Source organism: Rugamonas sp. GW822-FHT03B10 (assembly GCF_058801745.1).
This window is the reverse complement of sequence record NZ_JBXANP010000012.1, coordinates 114743-132362: the sequence shown is the minus strand read 5'-3', so window position 1 is coordinate 132362 and position 17620 is coordinate 114743. Positions and strand designations below refer to the sequence as shown.

The following is a 17620-nucleotide window of genomic DNA, read 5'->3' as shown; positions in this document are numbered from 1 at the left end:
TTTGTGAGGTATTTGAAAGCCCTTTACTATCGTCAGATCAAGATTGGTGTCGATGGACGGCGACCGGATTGGCTGCCAGATCAAGGTTGCCTTTCATGCCAGCCGGCGCAGGGCGCGTGCCGGCACGGGCGCGGACGCGGACGCGGACGCGGCAGCCGTGGCGGCGGGGCGGCGCGCCATTTCGCCGGGCAGCTTGAAGATGCTCACCAGTTCGGCCAGCTGGCTGGCCTGATCCTGCATCGACGCGGCCGCGGCCGCCGCCTGTTCGACCAGCGCCGCGTTCTGCTGGGTGACGCCGTCGATGTCCATGATGGCCGAGTTGACTTGCTCGATGCCGGAGGTCTGCTCCTGGCTGGCGGCCATGATGTCGCCCATGATGTCGGTCACGTGCTTGACGCTGTCGACGATGGCCGTCATCGTCACGCCGGCGTCGGCCACCAGCGCGCTGCCCAATCCGACCTGGGCCACGGAATCGTTGATCAGGGCCTTGATCTCGTGCGCGGCCGACGCGCTGCGCTGCGCGAGGCTGCGCACTTCGGACGCCACCACGGCGAACCCGCGTCCCTGTTCGCCCGCGCGCGCCGCTTCCACCGCCGCGTTCAGGGCCAGGATATTGGTCTGGAACGCGATGCCGTCGATCACGCCGATGATGTCGCTGATCTTGGACGAGGCGGCGTTAATGGCCGTCATGGTCTGCACCACGCGGCCGACGACATTGCCGCCCTCCGTGGCCACCGTCGAGGCCTTGATGGCGAGGTCGTTGGCCGTGTGCGCGTTGTCCGCGTTCTGCTTGACGGTGCTGGTCAGCTCCTCGATCGAGGCGGCCGTCTCCTCCAGCGCGCCGGCCTGTTGTTCGGTGCGTTGCGACAGTTCCTGGTTGCCGCCGGCGATCTCCGCCGAGCTGGTGGCGATCTGCTCGGTGCCGTTGCGCACCTGGCTGACCAGCGCGGCCAGTTTGTCGCGCATGGTCTCGAGCGCGGACAACAAGCTGTCGCCGGCAGCGGTGCGGTGGGCGATCTGCACCGACAAGTCGCCATCGGCGATGCTGGCGGCGATGCGGCTGGCCTCGTGCGGTTCGCAGCCCAGTTCGCGCAACAGGCCGCGCACCAGCAGCCACGCGCCCACGCTGCCGAGGCCCAGCGCCGCCACGCCCATCAACAGCAGTTGCGTGCGCGCGCTGGCGTAGGCCGCGTTGGACTGGGCCGATTCCTGCGCCATGTGCTCCGATTGCAGCTTCACCAGCGTTTGCAGCGCCTGCACGAATTCCTGCTCCGACAGGCGGATGGTGGCGTTGAGCATGCTCTTCGCCTCCGTCAGGCTGCCCGCGTTCAGCAGCTGGAACAGTTCCTTCTGGTTGGCCTGGTCGGCCTGGCTGGCCTTGATGATGTCGTCCAGCGCGCGCTTGTCGGCCGGGGCGTGCAGGGTGGACTGGAAGCCGGCCAGCAGCGCCGCGTTGCGTTCGCGGATGGGGCGGATCTGGCCGGCCACCGCGTTCTCGCCCTGGTATTCGGCGGCGATGATGGCGCTGCGCAGCAGCTGGTGGATCACGGCCACGTTGTATTTGACCTCGTTGGCCTGCGTGACATTGCGGTACTGGTCCTGCAGGATGTTGTCCACCCGCTGCTGCATGCCGGCCATGGCCAGCAGCGCGGTGCCGATCATGGCCACCAGCAGCACCATGGTCAGGCCGAAGCCCAGCGTCAGTCGCAATCCTATGTTGAGCTTACCTATCGCTGCGGCGCAGCGCAGGTAGAAATTCTTGGCCATGCGTGAGTCTCCCGAGTGGAACATGCTGTGATGAAATCTACGTTTCTTGATTTCATTGTGTTCCGGCGCTCACGTTGATGGCTTGTCATTTACTGACAATCCATTATCATTTCGCGACTCTGGTCCGGTAAACTGGCGTGGTGTTGTATGGCCGCAGCGCGGGCTGGCGGGGCTGGAGGTGCCGATGGGGCTCGCATCGGCGGAGGAGGAGGCGCTGGTGCTGTGCCGCCAGCGCTTGCATGACGTGATCGGCATCCAGCCGATCCGGGAGACGCCGGCGCTGGTCGCGGTGGATGGCGCCGACCGGCCCAGGCGGCTGGCCTGAGCCGGACGCAGGCGACCGCTTACGCTTTCAGATAGGCGTACTTGAACAGGAAGACGCCCGCGATCAGCCACACGATGGGCTTGACCTTGCGCGCCTGGCCGGTGGCCAGCTTGAGCGCGGCGTAGGTGATGAAGCCAAACGCGATGCCATGCGCGATCGAGTAGGTGAACGGGATCAGCAAAGCCGTGATGGCGGCCGGCACGCTCTCGGTGCTGTCGCTCCAGTCCACGTCGGTCAGGTCGCGCAGCATCAGGCAGGCCACATACAGCAGGGCCGGCGCGGTCGCGTAGGCCGGCACCACGCCGGCCACGGGCGCGAAGAACAGGCTGGCCAGGAACAGCGCGGCCACCACCAGCGCGGTGAGGCCGGTGCGTCCGCCGGCCTGCACGCCGGCAGCGCTTTCGATGTAGGCCGTGGTGCTGGACGTGCCCAGCATGGAGCCGGCCACGATGGCGCAGCTGTCGGCCAGCAGCGCCTTGTTCAGGCGTTCCATCTTGCCACCGACCAGCAGGCCGGCGCGGCTGGCCACGCCCATCAGGGTGCCGGTGGCGTCGAACAGTTCAACCAGGAAGAACACCAGCACGACGTTGAGCAGGCCGACCGAGAACGCGCCCTGCAGGTCCAGTTTCAGCAGCGTGGGCGCGATGGCCGGCGGCATGGACACCAGGCCGTGGAAGGTGTTCCCGCCGAAGAAGAAGCTCAGCACCGTCACCGCCACGATGCCGATCAGGATGGCGCCCGTCACCTTCAGCCGGTCCAGCGTGACGATCAGCATGAAGCCGCAGATCGCCATGATGGTGGACGGCTGGTGCAGGTCGCCCACGCCCACCAGCGTGGCCGGATTGGCGACCACGATGCCGGCGCTCTTCAACGCGATCAGCGCCAGGAACAGGCCCAGGCCGACCGTGATGGCGGTGCGCAGCGAGTGCGGGATGCCGTTGACGATCTGTTCCCGTATCCCCAGCAGGCTGACCAGCACGAACAGGCAGCCGGAAATGAACACGGCGCCCAGCGCGGCCTGCCACGAGATGCCCATGCCGAGCACCACGGCGTAGGCGAAATAGGCGTTCAGGCCCATGCCCGGCGCCATCGCGATCGGGTAGTTGGCGTACAGGCCCATGATGATGGTGCCCAGCGCGGCGGCCAGGCAGGTGGCCACGAACACGGCCTGCTTGGGCACGCCCGCGTCGCCCAGGATGGACGGGTTGACGAAGATGATGTAGGCCATGGTGAGGAAGGTCGTCGCGCCGGCCACCATTTCGGTGCGCACGCTGGTACCGCTCTCTTTCAGCCTGAAAAAGCTCTGCAGGAAATTCACAATATTCTCCGTGTCTGGATAGTTCGGGGCCACGCCGGGCGGGGCGGGCGAGAGCATAGCACGTTGCGGCGGCGTCAAAAATGGCGTATTGACAAGCATCGGCCGCCATCGCGTCCGCCGCCGGGGCGAATCGCGGGCCGCGCGGCGCCCGCATTTGCTACACTTTCATCCACGCGGACGAGGCATGTGCACCGGCATGCGCCCGCAACACGCAGGCGGATCGATGATGAGGCGACAGCGGTACGAGCGGGCAGGTTGGACCGGAGAAGGGACGTGAAGGCGCGGATCTGGGGCGCGCGCGGTTCCCTGCCCGTGGCCCTGAACCACGCCCAGGTGCGCGCCAAGCTGGTGGCGGCGCTGGAGGGCGCCGTCGGGCGCGGCCTGGACACGCGGGAGAAGATCGCCGCCTACGTGGACCAGGAGTTGCCATTCGACGTGCGCGGCACCTACGGCGGCAATTCAAGCTGCGTGGAAGTGGAAGTGTGGCAGCCGGACAGCAGCCGCCAGCACGTGATACTGGACCTGGGCTCGGGCGCGCGCGCGCTGGCCGGCGCGATGCTGGCCCGTCACGGGCGCGATCATCCGCAGACCTACCACGTGTTCATGTCGCACCTGCACTGGGACCACATCATGGGCTTCCCGTTCTTCACGCCCGCCTACATCCCCGGCAACCGCATCATCATCCACGGCTGCCATGCGCAGCTGGAGCGGGCGTTCCGGCGCCAGCAGGAGCCGATCAGCTTCCCGGTCCGGCTGGAGCAGATGGCGGCCCACATCGAATTTCGTGTGATGACGCCCGGGGTTCCCGTCACCATCGACGGCCTGCGGGTGACGGCCATGCGCCAATTGCATGGCGGCGATTCCTACGGCTACCGGCTCGAACATGGTGGCCAGGCGCTGGTCTACAGCACCGATTCCGAGCACCGGCTCGACGACATGGCCCAGCGCCTGGCCTTCGTCGAATTCTTCCGCGACGCCGACCTGGTGATCTTCGACGCCATGTATTCGCTGGCCGAGGCCATCTCCGTCAAGGCCGACTGGGGCCATTCGAGCAATGTGGTGGGGGTGGAGCTGTGCCAGCTGGCCGGGGTGCATAAACTCTGCCTGTTCCACCACGAGCCGGTGCAGGGCGACACCCAGATCGACCGGGTGCTCGAAGAAACGCGGCGCTACGCCGAGGTGACGGGCGAAGCGCCGCTGGAGGTGGTGTCCGCTTACGACGGCATGGAGATCGAACTGTGATCAGGCCGCGCGGCGGGTCAGCTGGGCGCCCAGGCGGGCATCCAGGCGTGGAAGCGCTGGGCGCGGTGGTGCAGCCGGTGCTCGATGGCCGTTGCCGTCTCGGCATCGTCGGCTCGTTCCCCGACGTGCCGTCCGAATGCGCGACCGAATACCTGCTCGACGTGCCGGCGCTGCTGGTGGCCGAGCCCGGCCATCCGCTGGCGCAGCACGCGGGCGCGGTGCCGGTGGAGGAGGCGGCCCGCCACGTGCAGCTGGTGTTGACCGACCGCTCCAGTCTCACGCAGGGGCGCGACTTCAACGTGATGTCGGGGCAGGTGTGGCGGCTGGCCGACCTGGGCGCCAAGCTGGCCTTCCTGCGCGCGGGCCTGGGCTGGGGCAGCATGCCGCGCCACATGGTGGAGGACGATCTGGCGCTCGGCACGCTGGTGCCGGTGGAAGTGGAGGGCGGACCCGCGTTCGGGGCGGCGTTCTCCATGCGCGCCCTGTACCGCAAGGACGCGCCACCCGGTCCGGCCGGGCGCTGGTTCCTCGAGCGCCTGCGGCAGTAGTGGCCACGCTTGCTCTACAATAGCTTGCATCGGATCAGGCAACCAACTGAAAGGCACGACGCATGAGCGAATTTTCGCAGGATATCTACACCGAACCGTCCAACATCGACATCCGCACGCTGGAGAACCTGGGGCCGCTGCGGCCCATGGCGGGCGTGTGGGAAGGCAAGCGGGGGCTGGACATCAAGCCCAAGGCGGACGGGCCGCGCAAGCAGGCCTTCGTCGAGCGCATCGAGCTGCAGCCGATCGATCCCGTCACCAACGGGCCGCAGTTGTTCTACGGCCTGCGCTACCTGATCCTGATCACCAAGCCCGAACAGGTCAAGACCTACCACGAGCAGGTTGGCTACTGGCTGTGGGAACCGGCCACCGGCACCGTGATCCAGACCCTGGCCATCCCGCGCGGCCAGATCGCCATGGCGTCCGGCCAGGCGGCGCCCGACGCCACCAGCTTCGAACTGGTGGCGCGCCGCGAGCACGATAGCTACGGCATCTGCTCCAATCCCTTCCTCGAATATGGCTTCAAGACGACCGAATACCGCATCAAGGTCACCATCCACGACGACGGCACCTGGGGCTACGAGGAGGACACGGTGATGCTGATCCGCGGCCAGGACGAGCCATTCCACCACATGGACAAGAACCTGCTGGTCAAGGTGGCCGAGCCGACGCCCAATCCGCTGGCGCGCTAACCGGGCTGCGCCACCACGTAACAGTCGCGCCCGCGCCGCTTGGCCGCGTACAGCGCGCCGTCGGCGCGCGCCACCAGTTCGGCCGGCGTCTGCTCGCCGCCGGCGTGCAGCGCCACGCCCACGCTGGTGGTGACGGACAGCGGCCGGCCCGCCACCGTGAAGTCGGGCCGGACCGCCTCCACGATTTTGGCCGCCAGCCTTCCCGCCTCGTCGGGATCGTTGACCTGTTCGAAGATGATGACGAATTCGTCGCCGGCCAGGCGGGCCACGGTGTCGGTGGCGCGCACATTGCCCACCAGCCGGGTGGCGAATTCCTTGAGCACCGTGTCGCCGCCGCCGTGGCCCAGGCTGTCGTTGATGGCCTTGAAGTTGTCCACGTCGAGGTAGGCCAGCGCCATCGGCTGGCGGTTGCGGCGCGCGCGGCCGATGGCCAGTTGCAGCAGCTCCTCGAACATGAGCCGGTTGGGGATGCCCGTCAGGGTGTCGACGCGGGCCAGGTGGATCAGCCTCTCCTCGATCTCCTTCATGCGCGTGGTGTCGTGCGTGAGCGAATACACGCCGGCCACGCCGCCATCGGCCAGCACCTCGGGCACGAAGGTCGTCTCCAGCGTGTGCATGCTGCCCTTGATGCGGGCCTTCAGCTCGTAGGTGACGATGTGGCCCTGGAAGGCACGCTCGAGGTGTTCCTCGGCGTTGCGGTAATGGTCGCGGCCGATGACTTCGGCCAGCGGCCGGCCCATCCTGCTGTCCGGGTCGATGCCGAACCAGTCGCGGAAGGTCGCGTTGAGGAACTGGATGCGGCATTCGCGGTCCGCGTACGAGATCAGCACGGGCAGGTTGTCGGTCAACAGCTTGAGGCGTTTCTCGCTGGCGGCCTGGGTCAGTTCGGCGTTCTTGCGTTCCGTGATGTCGAGCGCCATCAGGTAGAAGCCGGCCACGCTGCCATCGGTGCGCAGGTCGGGGATCATGTCGACCATGAGCTGGATGGCGCGGCCCGTCTCGTGGCCCTCGCGCTCGTAGTGCACGCGCTCGCCCCGCAAGGCCGCCTCGTAATAGGGGCGCAGGCGCTCGCGGAACGCGTCGCCGAAGGTGTCGCCGAAGGTGCGGCCCAGCAGCGCGTTGGGGTCGATGCCCATCAGCTGGCGGAAGTGCTCGTTGGTGAAGCGGTAGCGCAGCTTGTCGTCGACGTAGGCGATCATGGCCGGCATGTTGTCGGCGATCATGCGCGAGCGCTTCTCGCTGGCGGCGATCTGCTGTTCGTACGCCAGACGCTCCGTGATGTCGTGCAGGAAGGCGGTGGCGTAGTAATCGCTGCCGTGGCGCAGCGCCCGCACCGACAGTTCGATCGGCACCTCGTGGCCGCCCCGGTGGCGCGCGGTGACACGCACGCGCGCGTTGAGCACCGGCCCGGTGCCGCCCTGGGCGAAGTGCGCCATGCCGGCGCGGTGCTCGGCGCGCAGGGCCGGCGGAATGATCAGTTCCGCCACGTCCTGCCCCACGGCCTCGGTGCGGCTCCATCCGAAACTCTTCTCCGCCTGGGCGTTCCATTCCGTGATGATGCCGTTGGCGTCGCACGTGATGAAGGCGTCCGGCGCCTGCTCCAGGATGTTGCGGATCAGCGATTCGCTTTCGCGCACGCTCTCCATGGCCGATTCGCGTTCGGCCATCAGCACGTGGAAGGCCGAGCTGAGCTCCCCGATCTCGTCGCGGCGGCGCCGTTGCAGCACCTCGATGCCGGCCTTGCCGCTGCGGATCTCGGCCACGTGGCGGCGCAGCCGGACCAGGGGCCGCAGCAGCACGTGGATGGCGGCCCAGCCGATGGCGCCGGCCAGCGCGGCGAACAGGGTCGACACCAGCACGGCGTGGCGGCGCATCACGATCATGGGCGCGAACGCCTCCTCGGTGGGGAAGCGGGCGCCCAGGATCCAGTCGGCCGCCGGGATCCGCTTGTACGAGTAGATGCCTTCGCTGCCGTCCTTGTTGGCGGCGTTGGTCCAGCCCTCGAAGCCCTGCAGCGCCATCTGGGTGGCGCGGTTGACGCCGGGGCGGGCGTTAATGTGCTGCAGCAGGCGGGCCCGGTTGGGGTGGTTGACCAGGATGCCCTTGCTGGTCATGATGTACATGAAGCCCGTCTTGCCGGGGCGCTGCGCGCTGACCGGCTCCAGGAACGAGGCGTTGGCCAGGTCGATGCTGCCCGCCAGGACCATGGCCACGGCGCCCGACGGGTCCAGCACGGGCTGGGTGATGAGCACCACGGGCAAGTCCGTCACCGAGCTTTTGAAGGGCTCGGAGATGATGCTGCCGCGCGTGGCGAGCGCGCGCTCGAAGAATGGCCTGGAGGCGTCCGTCAGCTCCAGCGTGGCGATGCCGCTGTGCGAGGTGTGGCGCAACACGCCCCTGCGGTCGTAGGTGACGAGGTTGAGGAACGCGGCCCGCACGGTCGGATGCTGCTCGATGAACTGGCGCATGCGCTCCGGGTGGTCGCTCAGGTCGGGCGGCATGGCGTCGGCCAGGCTGGCCAGCAGCGTGCGCTTGGCTTCGAGCTGGGAGTCGATGTTGGCGGCTGCGGCCGACAGCAAGGCGTATTGCTGGTCGCCGAGCACCGCCTCCATGTCGCGTTCGGCCAGCAGCAGCGCCAGCGACGTGACGATCACCGTCGCCGCCAGCACAAGCGCCACCACCACAGCCGTCATGCGGAATTTGAGGCTGCGGATGAGCGGGACGTTGGCGAGCATGGGAGGCCGGTGGTGGTTTACACCGTGAGTATTGCACAGGCGGGCGCGCGCGTCCAAGCGCGGCGCCCGAGCCGCCGGTCAGAACTCCAGCCACTGGTCCTCTTCAGCGCCATTGGCCACCTTGCGGGCCGCCTGCGCCGTTGATTGAGGCGCCACGGGGACGGGCGCGGGGATGCGCTTGGGGCGGCGGCGCGGCAGGGCGCTGACGCTGGCCGCATTGGCCGTACTGGCCGCGCTGGCCGCGCTGGCCGCATTGGACGTCGCGGCCGCGCCGTTGGCGCCGGCCTCCGCGCCGTCGAGGCGGAACTGGTCGACCGCCTGCGCCAGGTGGCCGGCCCGCTCCTGCATGGTGGCCGCCGCCGCCGAGGCCTGCTCCACCAGCGCCGCGTTCTGCTGCGTGCCCTGGTCCATCTGGCTCACGGCCGCGTTGATGTGCTCGATGCCGGCCAGCTGCTCCTGGCTGCCGTTGGCGATGTCGCCCATGATGTCGGTCACGCGGCGCACGCTGGCCACGATCTCGCCCATCGTGTGGCCCGCCGCGTCGACCAGGCGGGCGCCGGCGTCGACCTGCTCGACCGAGTCGCCGATCAGGGTCTTGATCTCGCGCGCCGCGGCCGCCGAGCGCTGCGCCAGGTTGCGCACCTCGTTGGCCACCACGGCGAAGCCGCGCCCCTGCTCGCCGGCGCGGGCCGCTTCCACGGCCGCGTTCAGGGCCAGGATGTTGGTCTGGAAGGCGATGCTGTCGATCACGGCGATGATGTCGACGATCTTGCGGGCCGAGGCGTTGATGGAGGCCATGGTGTCGACCACCTGCGCCACCACGGCGCCGCCGCGCCCGGCCACGTCCGAGGCCGACTGGGCCAGCGTGTTGGCCTGCTGGGCGTGGTCGGCGTTGCGCTTGACGGTGGAGGTCAGCTGCTCCATGGCCGATGCCGTCTCCTCCAGGGCGCCGGCCTGGCGCTCGGTGCGCTCCGCCAGGTCGAGGTTGCCGGCCGCGATCTCGGCCGAGGCGCCGGCGATGGCGTGGGTGCCGCCGCGCACCTCGCGCACGATGCGGATCAGGCTCTGGTTCATGTCCTTGAGGGCGGCCGACAACTGGCCGATCTCGTCGGCGCTGCGGATCTCGATGTGCGAACGCAGGTCGCCGCCGGCCACCGTGCGCGCCACTTTGACGGCGTGGTTGACCGGCCCCACGATGCCGCGCGTGATGATCAGCGCCGTCAACAGGCTCAGCACGCCGCCGGCCGCGCCGAGCACGATCATGATGGTGCCGGCCCGGCGCGCGCTGTGCGCGGCCTCGGCGCCTTCGGCGCGCATGCGTCCGGCGTCGAAGGCGGCCAGCGCGTCGAGCGCGCGGGCCTGGCGCGCGGCATCGCCTTCGGCCCTGGCTTGCTGCAGCAGCGCCAGCTGGCGGTAGCGTTCGCCGGTGGCGTGGTCGATCTCGTTGGCCGACGAGCGCAGCGCCGAGGCGCCCAGGGCGACCACGACCGCCAGCATGACGGTGGTGAGGGAGAAGGCGATCGTCAGCCGATGGCCGATCTTGATGTTTGCGATGTTCATGGGCTTCTTCTTTTTCTTAACCCCGGCGCATGGTGGGATCGCGCGTCCGGGGGCGGTTGATCGAGCCCGGCGTCTCCTCCGGGTGCGGGCAGTGTAGCAGCGTGCGCCTTGCGAATCGAGAAATATTTCTTATTAGAATTACCGCACTAAAAGATAGAAAAACAACATATCTGGCGAGAATGTAATGTTGCTGAATATTTCACTGCCATGTACACTCGACGCGCAATGCACGGCAGTGCGTGCCCAGGATGCGTGCAAAGATGTGTGCAACAACAGAGCGGCGGGTGGCCGGTGGCGTTGCCGGTGCCGGCCTGGCTTTAACCCCGCCGGCCGGCCATCGCGGCCCGCCGGCCATTTGAAGACGCCGAACCGTGTATTCACAATCGCAAATCGATCCTTTGGTCAGTTTCCGCAATGCGCAGGGCGAGGCCGTGCGGGGCACCCTGATCAACGTGCAGCGCATGGCGCTGGTGATGGAAATCTACAATCCAGATTTCATCATGCAAGTAAGTGAGGTGCTGTCCGAGCTCACCGTGCGCATCGGCACCCGGGTCGCCTATAGCGGCCGGGCGCTGGTGGTCAGCGTGGTCAACACGGGCTTGACGGCCGTGGTGTCGCTGACGCTGGTGGACGAGTGGTGCGAACTGGGCGAGCTGACGCTGGTGCCCGGCGCCGTGGGCGCGGAGGCGGCCGGCTTCGTGCGCGAATGGAGCGAGCGCTACCGCATCGGCCGCGACTACCAGGCCGTCGTCAACGAGATGCGCGCCTTCCTGTCGGACGTGTCGCGCTGGGTCGACCAGGTGGACCTGGCCGGCAACCTGCCCAAGGTCGACGGCATGCTGCGCGAAGACCTGTTCTACGAGCTGGCCAGCCCGCTGATGGACAAGACCCGCTCCTACCTGGCGCGGCTGGAGGAGGAGGCCGCCATCATCGCGCCGGAACTGGCGCCGGCCCACCGCGCGTTCTGCCAGTCGGCGCTGCACCCGCTGATCCTGCGCGCGCCGTTCGTGTTCCGCACCTACACCAAGCCGCTCGGCTACGCGGGCGACTACCAGATGGTGAACCAGATCCTGGACGACCCGCGCCAGGGCCCGAACACGTATTTTCAGATCGTCAACACGGCCTTCCTGCAGGCGGCCGTGGCGGCCGCGCACCGCAACCGCATCGACATCCTGGTCGAGTTCCTCAAGGGGCTGGCCGACGAGGCCCGCCAGCGGGGCCGGCCCATGCGCATCCTCAACATCGCCTGCGGCCCGGCCGTGGAGGTGCAGCGCTTCCTCGACACCTACCCGGAGCCGCACTGGCTGCAGTTCGAGCTGCTCGACTTCAGCGCCGAGACGCTGGACTGGACGCGCGGCCAGCTGTCCAGGCGCGCCGCGCGCTGCCCCCGCCCGGTCGAGATCAACTACGTGCAGGATTCCGTGCACCTGTTGCTCAAGCGCCGCGCCGGTCCGGCCGCCGAACGCACGGCCGAATTCGACACCGTCTATTGCGCCGGCCTGTTCGACTACCTGTCCGACAAGGTGTGCGCGCGCCTGATGGCCCATTTCGCCAGCCGCATCCGCCCCGGCGGCAAGCTGCTCGTGACCAATGTGCACTCCGACAATCCCGGCAAGTTCGGCATGGAGCATCTGCTGGAATGGCATCTGATCTACCGTGACGAGGCCGGGCTGGAGAAGCTGCTGCCGCCGCAGTCGCGCGAGCGCAAGATTTACGTCGACGCCACCGGCGTCAACCTGTTCGCCGAAGTGCGCATCGCATGACGACCCGTCTGCCGGACGGTGTGGTGCTGGCGCCCGAGGAGAGCTACGAGACGGCCTTGCGCCATTTTCGCCTGGAATTCAGCCGGGCCGGCCTGCGCACGGGCATCGTGCTGGTGCTGCTGGGGGTGGCGCTGGACCACGCCATGTACCCGGAATGGCAAGCCGCGTTCGCCGGCTGGCGGCTGCTGGCCTCGGCCCTGATGGCCGTCATGCTGTGCGCGATGCGCACCGAGTGGGGCAAGCACAACATCCAGTGGCTGACGTTCGGCTGGCTGCTGCTGCCGCAGATCATGATCGCCGCCATGATCGCCGTCACCGAGGGCGCCGCCTCCATCTACTACGCCGGGCTGACGCTGGCCATCTACTCGTCGGGCATCGTGCTGGCGTTCGGGCTGTGGCAGAACATCGTGTTCGGCGGCGTCAGCTACCTGCTGTACGCGGCCGCCTGCGCGCGCCATCCGGTCAGTTTCGAATTGCACGGGCCGTTCGTCGTCAATTCCATGTTCCTGCTGATGTCGGCCACCATCAGCGCCGTGTTCACGGTCTACAACGAGCGCGCGCGCTACCTGCTGTTCAAGCTCAAGGCCCAGGTGGCGCAGAAGAACCACGAGCTGGAACTGACCAACAGGGACCTGGCCGAGATCAAGGGCCAGATGCTGCAGCAGGAAAAGATGGCGGCGCTGGGCACGCTGGCGGCGGGCCTGATGCACGAGGTGAACAACCCGGTCAACTTCTGCCTGATGGCGATCGACCTGGCGGCCGAGGATCCCGTGTCGCGCGCCAGCCCCCTGCTGACCGAATGCCTGGCCGACGCCAAGCAGGGCATGCAGCGCGTGCAGCACATCGTGTCGGACCTGAAGACCTTCGCCTACCGCAAGAACGGCGACAACCTGCTGAGCGCCCATTTCCTGTTCGAGCGGGCGCTGGGCGCGGCGATCCGCCTGATCGGCCACGAGCTCAAGGACGTCAAGGTGCAGCGCGACCTGCCGGGCGACACCCTGGTGCGCGGCGACGAGGCGGCCATCATCGGCGTGCTGATCAACCTGTTCAGCAACGCCGTGCTGGCCATGCGCAAGGCCGGCAAGCGCCCGTACGAACTGGCCGTCGCGGCCGTGTGGGACGGCCCGCGCCTGCGCGTGACCGTGCGCGACAACGGCCCCGGCATCCCCGACGAGCAACTGGCGCGCGTGTTCGAGCCGTTCTTCACCACGCGCGAGGTGGGGCAGGGCCTGGGGCTGGGCCTGAGCATCAGCTACCGGGTGGTCGAACGCCACGGCGGGGTGCTGCTGGCCGAGAGTGTGGTGGGCGAATGGACCCAGATGATCTTCGACCTGCCGCGCGCGGAAACGGAGAAGCGATGATGCGCCCGGCGACCCATCCCGCCGCCGCCATCCTGTACGTCGATGACGAGGAAATGGCCTGCAAGTACTTCGAGCGCGCCATGGCCGACGATTACGAGGTGGTGACGGCCGGCGGCGTCGACCAGGCCATCGCCATCCTGGACCGGCCCGGCCACGGCATCGGCGTGCTGGTGACCGACTACCGCATGCCGGGCCGGGTCGGCAGCATGCTGCTGCGCCACGTGAACCAGCACTTCCCGCACATGGTGTGCCTGCTGGTGACGGCCTACGCGGACAAGGAGGTGCTGCTCGACAGCATCAACGGCGCCGAGGTGTTCCGCGTGCTGGAGAAGCCGCTCGACCTGCACCAGTTGCGGCTGGCCATGCGCCAGGCCAGCGAGCGCGCGCGCGAACGGCAGTCGCGGCGCGACAACCTGCTGGCCATCGAGGAGACGCTGGCCTTCCTGGCGCACGAACTGAACACGCCGCTGGCCACGATAGGCAATTTCGCGCGCGGCATCGCGCGCCGCGCGTCGGGCAGCGACCCGGCGCGGCAGCTGGAGGAGATCAGCCAGGCCGCCGCGCTGATGCAGGACAACGCCCGTTATTGCCTGTCCGTGCTGAGCAGCTTCGTCGAATCGGTCAAGCTGGCCAACGGCGCGCCGCCGCCGCCGGCGGCGCCGCGCAGCGGACACAGCGCGGCGCAGTTGCTGGCCATGCTGCTCGACGCCTATCCGCTCACGGCCGCGCAGCGGCAGATGATACGTACCGAGGTGCAGCAGGACTTCAGCGTGAAGGCGCTGCCCAATTGCGTGACGCTGGTGCTGTCGTCCATCATGAGCAACGCCCTGCGCGCGCTCGACGGCCAGGCCGGCGCGGCCCTGCGCTTCACCGTGCTGGTCGACGGCGCGCCGCAGATCAGCATCAGCGACAACGGCCCCGGCATTCCGCCCGACATCCTGGCGCGGCTGCTGGTCGATCCCGTCACCACGCATGCCCACAACGGCGGCAACGGCTGGGGTCTGATATTCTGCCAACGCATCATGCAATCGTTCGGCGGCAATATCGTGGTGCAGTCGAAGCCAGGACGCTACACCACCGTCACTTTGAATTTCCCAGCAATCGAAAAGGAACTTGTATGAGCGATCCCGCAGCGCAGGCACCGACCATTCTGTATGTCGACGATGAAGCGACCGCCCTCAAATATTTCCAGCGTGCCTTGGGCGCGCTGGCCAACGTCATCACGGCCGAGTCGGTCGAGGAGGGCAAGCGCCTGCTCGACGCCCACGCCGGCACGCTGGCCGTGCTGGTGTCCGACCAGCGCATGCCCGGCGCCAACGGCAACGAGCTGCTGTTCTACGCGTGGGACAAGCACCCCCACATCGTGCGCATCCTGACCACCGCCTATTCGGAGCTGGAACAGACGGTGGAGGCCGTCAACCAGGGCCAGATCCACCGCTACATCCAGAAGCCGTGGGACATCTCCGCGTTGCGCATGGAGCTCAAGCAGGCGCTCGACATGGCCCAGCTGCGCAAGGACCACCACCAGCTGCTGCGGGAAAAACTGCTGGTGCGGCAACGGCAGACGCTGGCCAACCGGGTCGCCATGCTGTACACGCTGTGCGCCGGCCTGAGCGAGCGCGGCGCGCACGTGCCCGTGGAGGCGAGCCTGGCCGCCGCCGTGTGCGCGGGACTGGAAGGGATGGAGCCGGACTGGCTGATGTTCGACTTCTCCGACCTGAGCGGCTCGGAGGTGATGCGCTGCGCCGCCCTGGGCGACGCCATCCGCACCCAGTTGGCGCGGATCGAACAGCGCTGCCCGGGCAACGAGCCGGAGCAGGTCCTGCTGTTGCTGTCGGAATTCTTCGGCCCCACGTTCGAATCGACCGGCCCGTCGCGCGGCATGTTCGTGCAGCCGGCCACGCTGCTGGAATTCCTGGCGCTGCCGACCCAGGCCGCGCCGTCGGCCACCCACGCCGCCTGGCTGGCCTGTCTGTTGTGGCTGGGCCGGCGCGGCCATGCGTTGCAGCTGTCGGCCGATGGCGCCGTGCTGCGTTGCCAGATCACCGCGGCCGACCCGACGTTCGGCGCGCAGCACCTGGCCGCCTGGATCGACCAGCTGTGACGGCCGGGCCGGCGCGCCCAACGGTGCGCCGGCCGGCGTGATGAAGGCTTAGCATGGTCGCTTCCGGGCACATTGCGAGGGAGGTGCATCATGCCCAAAGGCGCGAACGCCAAGCGGGAACGCGAATACAGTGAGCTGGAGCGCAAGTTCCGGCAGGAAGGCCGCTACGCCGGACGCGAGGAGGAGGTGGCGGCCCGCATCGTCAACAAGCAGCGCGCCGCGGCCGGCGAAACGGAAGCGGAACAGGCCCACCATGCGACGGCGCCCGAGCGCAGCCTGCCCATCGCCAATTACGAGGAACTGACGGCCGACCAGGTGCGGCGGCAGCTGGACGGCCTGTCGCCGTCCGCGCTGCGGCGCGTGCGCACGCACGAGGCGCGGCACAAGAAACGCAAGGGGGTGCTGGAGGCACTCGACGCGCGGCTGCGCTGACGTGGGCGCCCGCCAGTGAGGTCGCCAGGGTCAGACCCTGGGGGCTGACCCTTTTGCCAGACGTTTCGGTTTACACGCCGCAGTAGGTCGTCTTGACGGTGGTGAAGAACTCGGCGGCGTAGGTGCCCTGTTCGCGCGAACCGTAGCTGGACCCTTTGGTGCCGCCGAACGGCACGTGGTAGTCCACGCCCGCCGTCGGCACGTTCAGCATCACCATCCCGGCCTGCGCGTGGCGTTTGAAGTGGGTCGCGTGCTTGAGCGAGGTGGTGCAGATGCCGCTCGACAGGCCGAACTCCGTGTCGTTGGCCAGGGCCAGCGCATGCTCGTAGCTGTCGGCTGGGATCACGCTGGCGACGGGACCGAAGATCTCCTCGCGGCTGATCCGCATGTCGTTGCCGCAATCCGTGAACAGCGCCGGACGCAGGTAGAAGCCGGGCGTGGCGCACGTGACGCGCTCGCCGCCGAAGGCCAGCGTGGCGCCCTCGTCCTGGCCGATGCGGATGTATTCGAGGTCCTGCTCCAACTGGCTGGCGTCCACCACGGGGCCGATGTCGGTGCCGGCGGCCAGCGCGTCGCCGATGGTGAGCGCGGCCAGTTTTTCCTTCACGGCGGCCACGAAGGCCGGGTAGATGCCTTTTTCCACGATCAGGCGGCTCGACGCCGTGCAGCGCTGGCCGGTCGAAAAGAACGAGCCCTGCACGGCGCAGTTGACGGCCGTGGCCAGGTCGGCGTCGTTCAGCACCACGAGCGGGTTCTTGCCGCCCATTTCAATCTGCACCTTGGCCATGCGCGTCATGGCCGCTTGCGCGACCTTGCCGCCGGTGGCCACCGAGCCGGTGAAGCTGATCGCGTTCACGCGGCGGTCGTTCAGGAACGCCTGGCCGACCACGCTGCCACGCCCCATCACGAGGTTGAACACGCCGGGCGGCAAGCCGGCGCGGCTGATGATCTCGGCCAGCGCCCAGGCGCTGCCTGGCACCAGTTCGGCCGGCTTGAGCAGCACGCAGTTGCCGTAGGCCAGGGCCGGCGCTATCTTCCAGGCCGGGATGGCGATCGGGAAATTCCATGGCGCGATGATGCCCACCACGCCCACCGGTTCGCGCGTGATCTCCACGTCGAGGTTGGGGCGCACGGACGGCAGCTTGTCGCCGCGCAGGCGCAGGCATTCCTGGGCGAAGAACTTGAAGATGGCGCCGGCGCGCGCCGCTTCGCCTATGCCTTCCGGTTTGGTCTTGCCTTCCTCGCGCGACAGCAGGGTGCCCAGTTCTTCCTTGCGGGCCAGGATCTCGCTGCCGATCTTGTCGAGCGCATCGGCGCGCATCTGCACGTTGGACAAGGCCCAGCCCGGCGCGGCGGCGGCCGCCGCGGCGATGGCCAGTTGCGCCTGCTGCGCGTCGGCCTGGGCATAGTGGCCGATCACGTCGTCCGTGTTGGAGGGATTGATGTTGGCGGCAGAGCTTGCTCCTTCGACCCATGCGCCGTTGATATAGTTGTGTTTCATGGTAGTCCGCTTCTCGTCAATAAAGTGGGGGTGCCCGCATTATCCTCTTTTCCTGTCGTTACGCCACTGGCAAGATTGCCGATTGTTCCGGGGACGATGCCCGGCGGTCGATGGCCGACTGTTGTTGTTTGGAACAAACCGCGAGATTTCGTGACAGTTTGATGCGAAAGCGCGCTACACTGAGCGCTATTCTCTTGCTATCCAGCCAATAGGACTTACTCAGTTGCAAGCTGGAAAGCACGGCAAGGCATAACAAGAAAAACAAAGGCTGA

The 17620-nt window shown here is 67.9% G+C and carries 14 protein-coding genes; 9 read left to right on the top strand and 5 right to left on the bottom strand.

From position 1 onward, the window contains the following. Positions 1 to 93: 93 nt before the first annotated feature. Positions 94 to 1767 (bottom strand): methyl-accepting chemotaxis protein, encoded by a 1674-nt coding sequence (locus AC1RQG_RS19130; RefSeq protein WP_493133582.1) that lies wholly within the window; start codon positions 1765 to 1767, stop codon positions 94 to 96. 184 nt (positions 1768 to 1951) lie between these two features. On the opposite strand from AC1RQG_RS19130, the gene AC1RQG_RS19125 reads away from it, so the two are divergent. After that, positions 1952 to 2092 carry a hypothetical protein gene (locus tag AC1RQG_RS19125; RefSeq protein WP_493133580.1) on the top strand — a complete coding sequence of 47 codons (141 nt, stop codon included), beginning with the start codon at positions 1952 to 1954 and terminating at the stop codon, positions 2090 to 2092. Between the two features lie 19 nt (positions 2093 to 2111). On the opposite strand, the gene AC1RQG_RS19120 is transcribed toward AC1RQG_RS19125, so the two are convergent. Further along, on the bottom strand, positions 2112 to 3350 hold the full coding sequence (locus AC1RQG_RS19120; protein WP_493133664.1) for an NCS2 family permease: 1239 nt from the start codon (positions 3348 to 3350) through the stop codon (positions 2112 to 2114). 333 nt (positions 3351 to 3683) lie between these two features. Here AC1RQG_RS19120 and AC1RQG_RS19115 point away from each other — a divergent pair, with 333 nt between their 5' ends. The 3 genes from AC1RQG_RS19115 to AC1RQG_RS19105 all read left to right on the top strand — a co-directional run bounded on the left by AC1RQG_RS19115 (position 3684) and on the right by AC1RQG_RS19105 (position 5892). Continuing rightward, on the top strand, positions 3684 to 4652 hold the full coding sequence (locus tag AC1RQG_RS19115) for an MBL fold metallo-hydrolase (RefSeq protein ID WP_493133578.1): 969 nt from the start codon (positions 3684 to 3686) through the stop codon (positions 4650 to 4652). Between the two features lie 47 nt (positions 4653 to 4699). Continuing rightward, positions 4700 to 5200: a LysR substrate-binding domain-containing protein gene (locus tag AC1RQG_RS19110; protein WP_493133576.1), complete on the top strand. Its 501-nt coding sequence runs from the start codon at positions 4700 to 4702 to the stop codon at positions 5198 to 5200. 62 nt (positions 5201 to 5262) lie between these two features. Beyond that, a complete protein-coding gene (locus AC1RQG_RS19105) occupies positions 5263 to 5892 on the top strand; it encodes an FABP family protein (protein WP_493133574.1) in 630 nt (209 codons plus the stop codon). Here AC1RQG_RS19105 and AC1RQG_RS19100 read toward each other — a convergent pair. Both AC1RQG_RS19100 and AC1RQG_RS19095 read right to left on the bottom strand, forming a co-directional pair. Further along, positions 5889 to 8627 (bottom strand): sensor domain-containing diguanylate cyclase, encoded by a 2739-nt coding sequence (locus tag AC1RQG_RS19100; RefSeq protein ID WP_493133572.1) that lies wholly within the window; start codon positions 8625 to 8627, stop codon positions 5889 to 5891. The genes AC1RQG_RS19105 and AC1RQG_RS19100 overlap by 4 nt on opposite strands. A gap of 78 nt (positions 8628 to 8705) precedes the next feature. Continuing rightward, positions 8706 to 10187: a methyl-accepting chemotaxis protein gene (locus AC1RQG_RS19095; RefSeq protein ID WP_493133570.1), complete on the bottom strand. Its 1482-nt coding sequence runs from the start codon at positions 10185 to 10187 to the stop codon at positions 8706 to 8708. A 371-nt stretch (positions 10188 to 10558) separates the two neighbouring features. Between AC1RQG_RS19095 and AC1RQG_RS19090 the strand changes: the two genes are divergently transcribed. The 5 genes from AC1RQG_RS19090 (at position 10559) to AC1RQG_RS19070 (ending at position 15847) form a co-directional block, all read left to right on the top strand. Beyond that, positions 10559 to 11950 carry a class I SAM-dependent methyltransferase gene (locus AC1RQG_RS19090; protein ID WP_493133568.1) on the top strand — a complete coding sequence of 464 codons (1392 nt, stop codon included), beginning with the start codon at positions 10559 to 10561 and terminating at the stop codon, positions 11948 to 11950. After that, positions 11947 to 13311, top strand: coding sequence for a sensor histidine kinase (locus AC1RQG_RS19085; RefSeq protein WP_493133567.1), 1365 nt, complete (start codon positions 11947 to 11949; stop codon positions 13309 to 13311). Before AC1RQG_RS19090 ends, AC1RQG_RS19085 begins: the two co-directional genes overlap by 4 nt. Continuing rightward, positions 13308 to 14432, top strand: coding sequence for a hybrid sensor histidine kinase/response regulator (locus AC1RQG_RS19080; protein ID WP_493133566.1), 1125 nt, complete (start codon positions 13308 to 13310; stop codon positions 14430 to 14432). Before AC1RQG_RS19085 ends, AC1RQG_RS19080 begins: the two co-directional genes overlap by 4 nt. Further along, positions 14429 to 15415 carry a response regulator gene (locus tag AC1RQG_RS19075; RefSeq protein WP_493133565.1) on the top strand — a complete coding sequence of 329 codons (987 nt, stop codon included), beginning with the start codon at positions 14429 to 14431 and terminating at the stop codon, positions 15413 to 15415. Before AC1RQG_RS19080 ends, AC1RQG_RS19075 begins: the two co-directional genes overlap by 4 nt. A gap of 90 nt (positions 15416 to 15505) precedes the next feature. Continuing rightward, positions 15506 to 15847 carry a hypothetical protein gene (locus AC1RQG_RS19070; protein WP_493133563.1) on the top strand — a complete coding sequence of 114 codons (342 nt, stop codon included), beginning with the start codon at positions 15506 to 15508 and terminating at the stop codon, positions 15845 to 15847. Between the two features lie 70 nt (positions 15848 to 15917). Here the strand turns inward: AC1RQG_RS19070 and AC1RQG_RS19065 are convergent, their stop codons facing one another. Next, entirely contained in the window at positions 15918 to 17348 is a 1431-nt protein-coding gene (locus AC1RQG_RS19065; protein ID WP_493133562.1) for an aldehyde dehydrogenase family protein, read from the bottom strand. Positions 17349 to 17620: the final 272 nt, after the last annotated feature.

Coding starts and splice junctions, on each gene's coding strand:
- AC1RQG_RS19075 (WP_493133565.1), top strand. CDS start 14,429: ATGAGCGATCCCGCAGCGCAGGCACCGACCATTCTGTATGTCGACGAT.
- AC1RQG_RS19130 (WP_493133582.1), bottom strand. CDS start 1,767: ATGGCCAAGAATTTCTACCTGCGCTGCGCCGCAGCGATAGGTAAGCTC.
- AC1RQG_RS19065 (WP_493133562.1), bottom strand. CDS start 17,348: ATGAAACACAACTATATCAACGGCGCATGGGTCGAAGGAGCAAGCTCT.
- AC1RQG_RS19100 (WP_493133572.1), bottom strand. CDS start 8,627: ATGCTCGCCAACGTCCCGCTCATCCGCAGCCTCAAATTCCGCATGACG.
- AC1RQG_RS19095 (WP_493133570.1), bottom strand. CDS start 10,187: ATGAACATCGCAAACATCAAGATCGGCCATCGGCTGACGATCGCCTTC.
- AC1RQG_RS19125 (WP_493133580.1), top strand. CDS start 1,952: ATGGGGCTCGCATCGGCGGAGGAGGAGGCGCTGGTGCTGTGCCGCCAG.
- AC1RQG_RS19085 (WP_493133567.1), top strand. CDS start 11,947: ATGACGACCCGTCTGCCGGACGGTGTGGTGCTGGCGCCCGAGGAGAGC.
- AC1RQG_RS19120 (WP_493133664.1), bottom strand. CDS start 3,350: ATGGTGGCCGGCGCGACGACCTTCCTCACCATGGCCTACATCATCTTC.
- AC1RQG_RS19105 (WP_493133574.1), top strand. CDS start 5,263: ATGAGCGAATTTTCGCAGGATATCTACACCGAACCGTCCAACATCGAC.
- AC1RQG_RS19070 (WP_493133563.1), top strand. CDS start 15,506: ATGCCCAAAGGCGCGAACGCCAAGCGGGAACGCGAATACAGTGAGCTG.
- AC1RQG_RS19080 (WP_493133566.1), top strand. CDS start 13,308: ATGATGCGCCCGGCGACCCATCCCGCCGCCGCCATCCTGTACGTCGAT.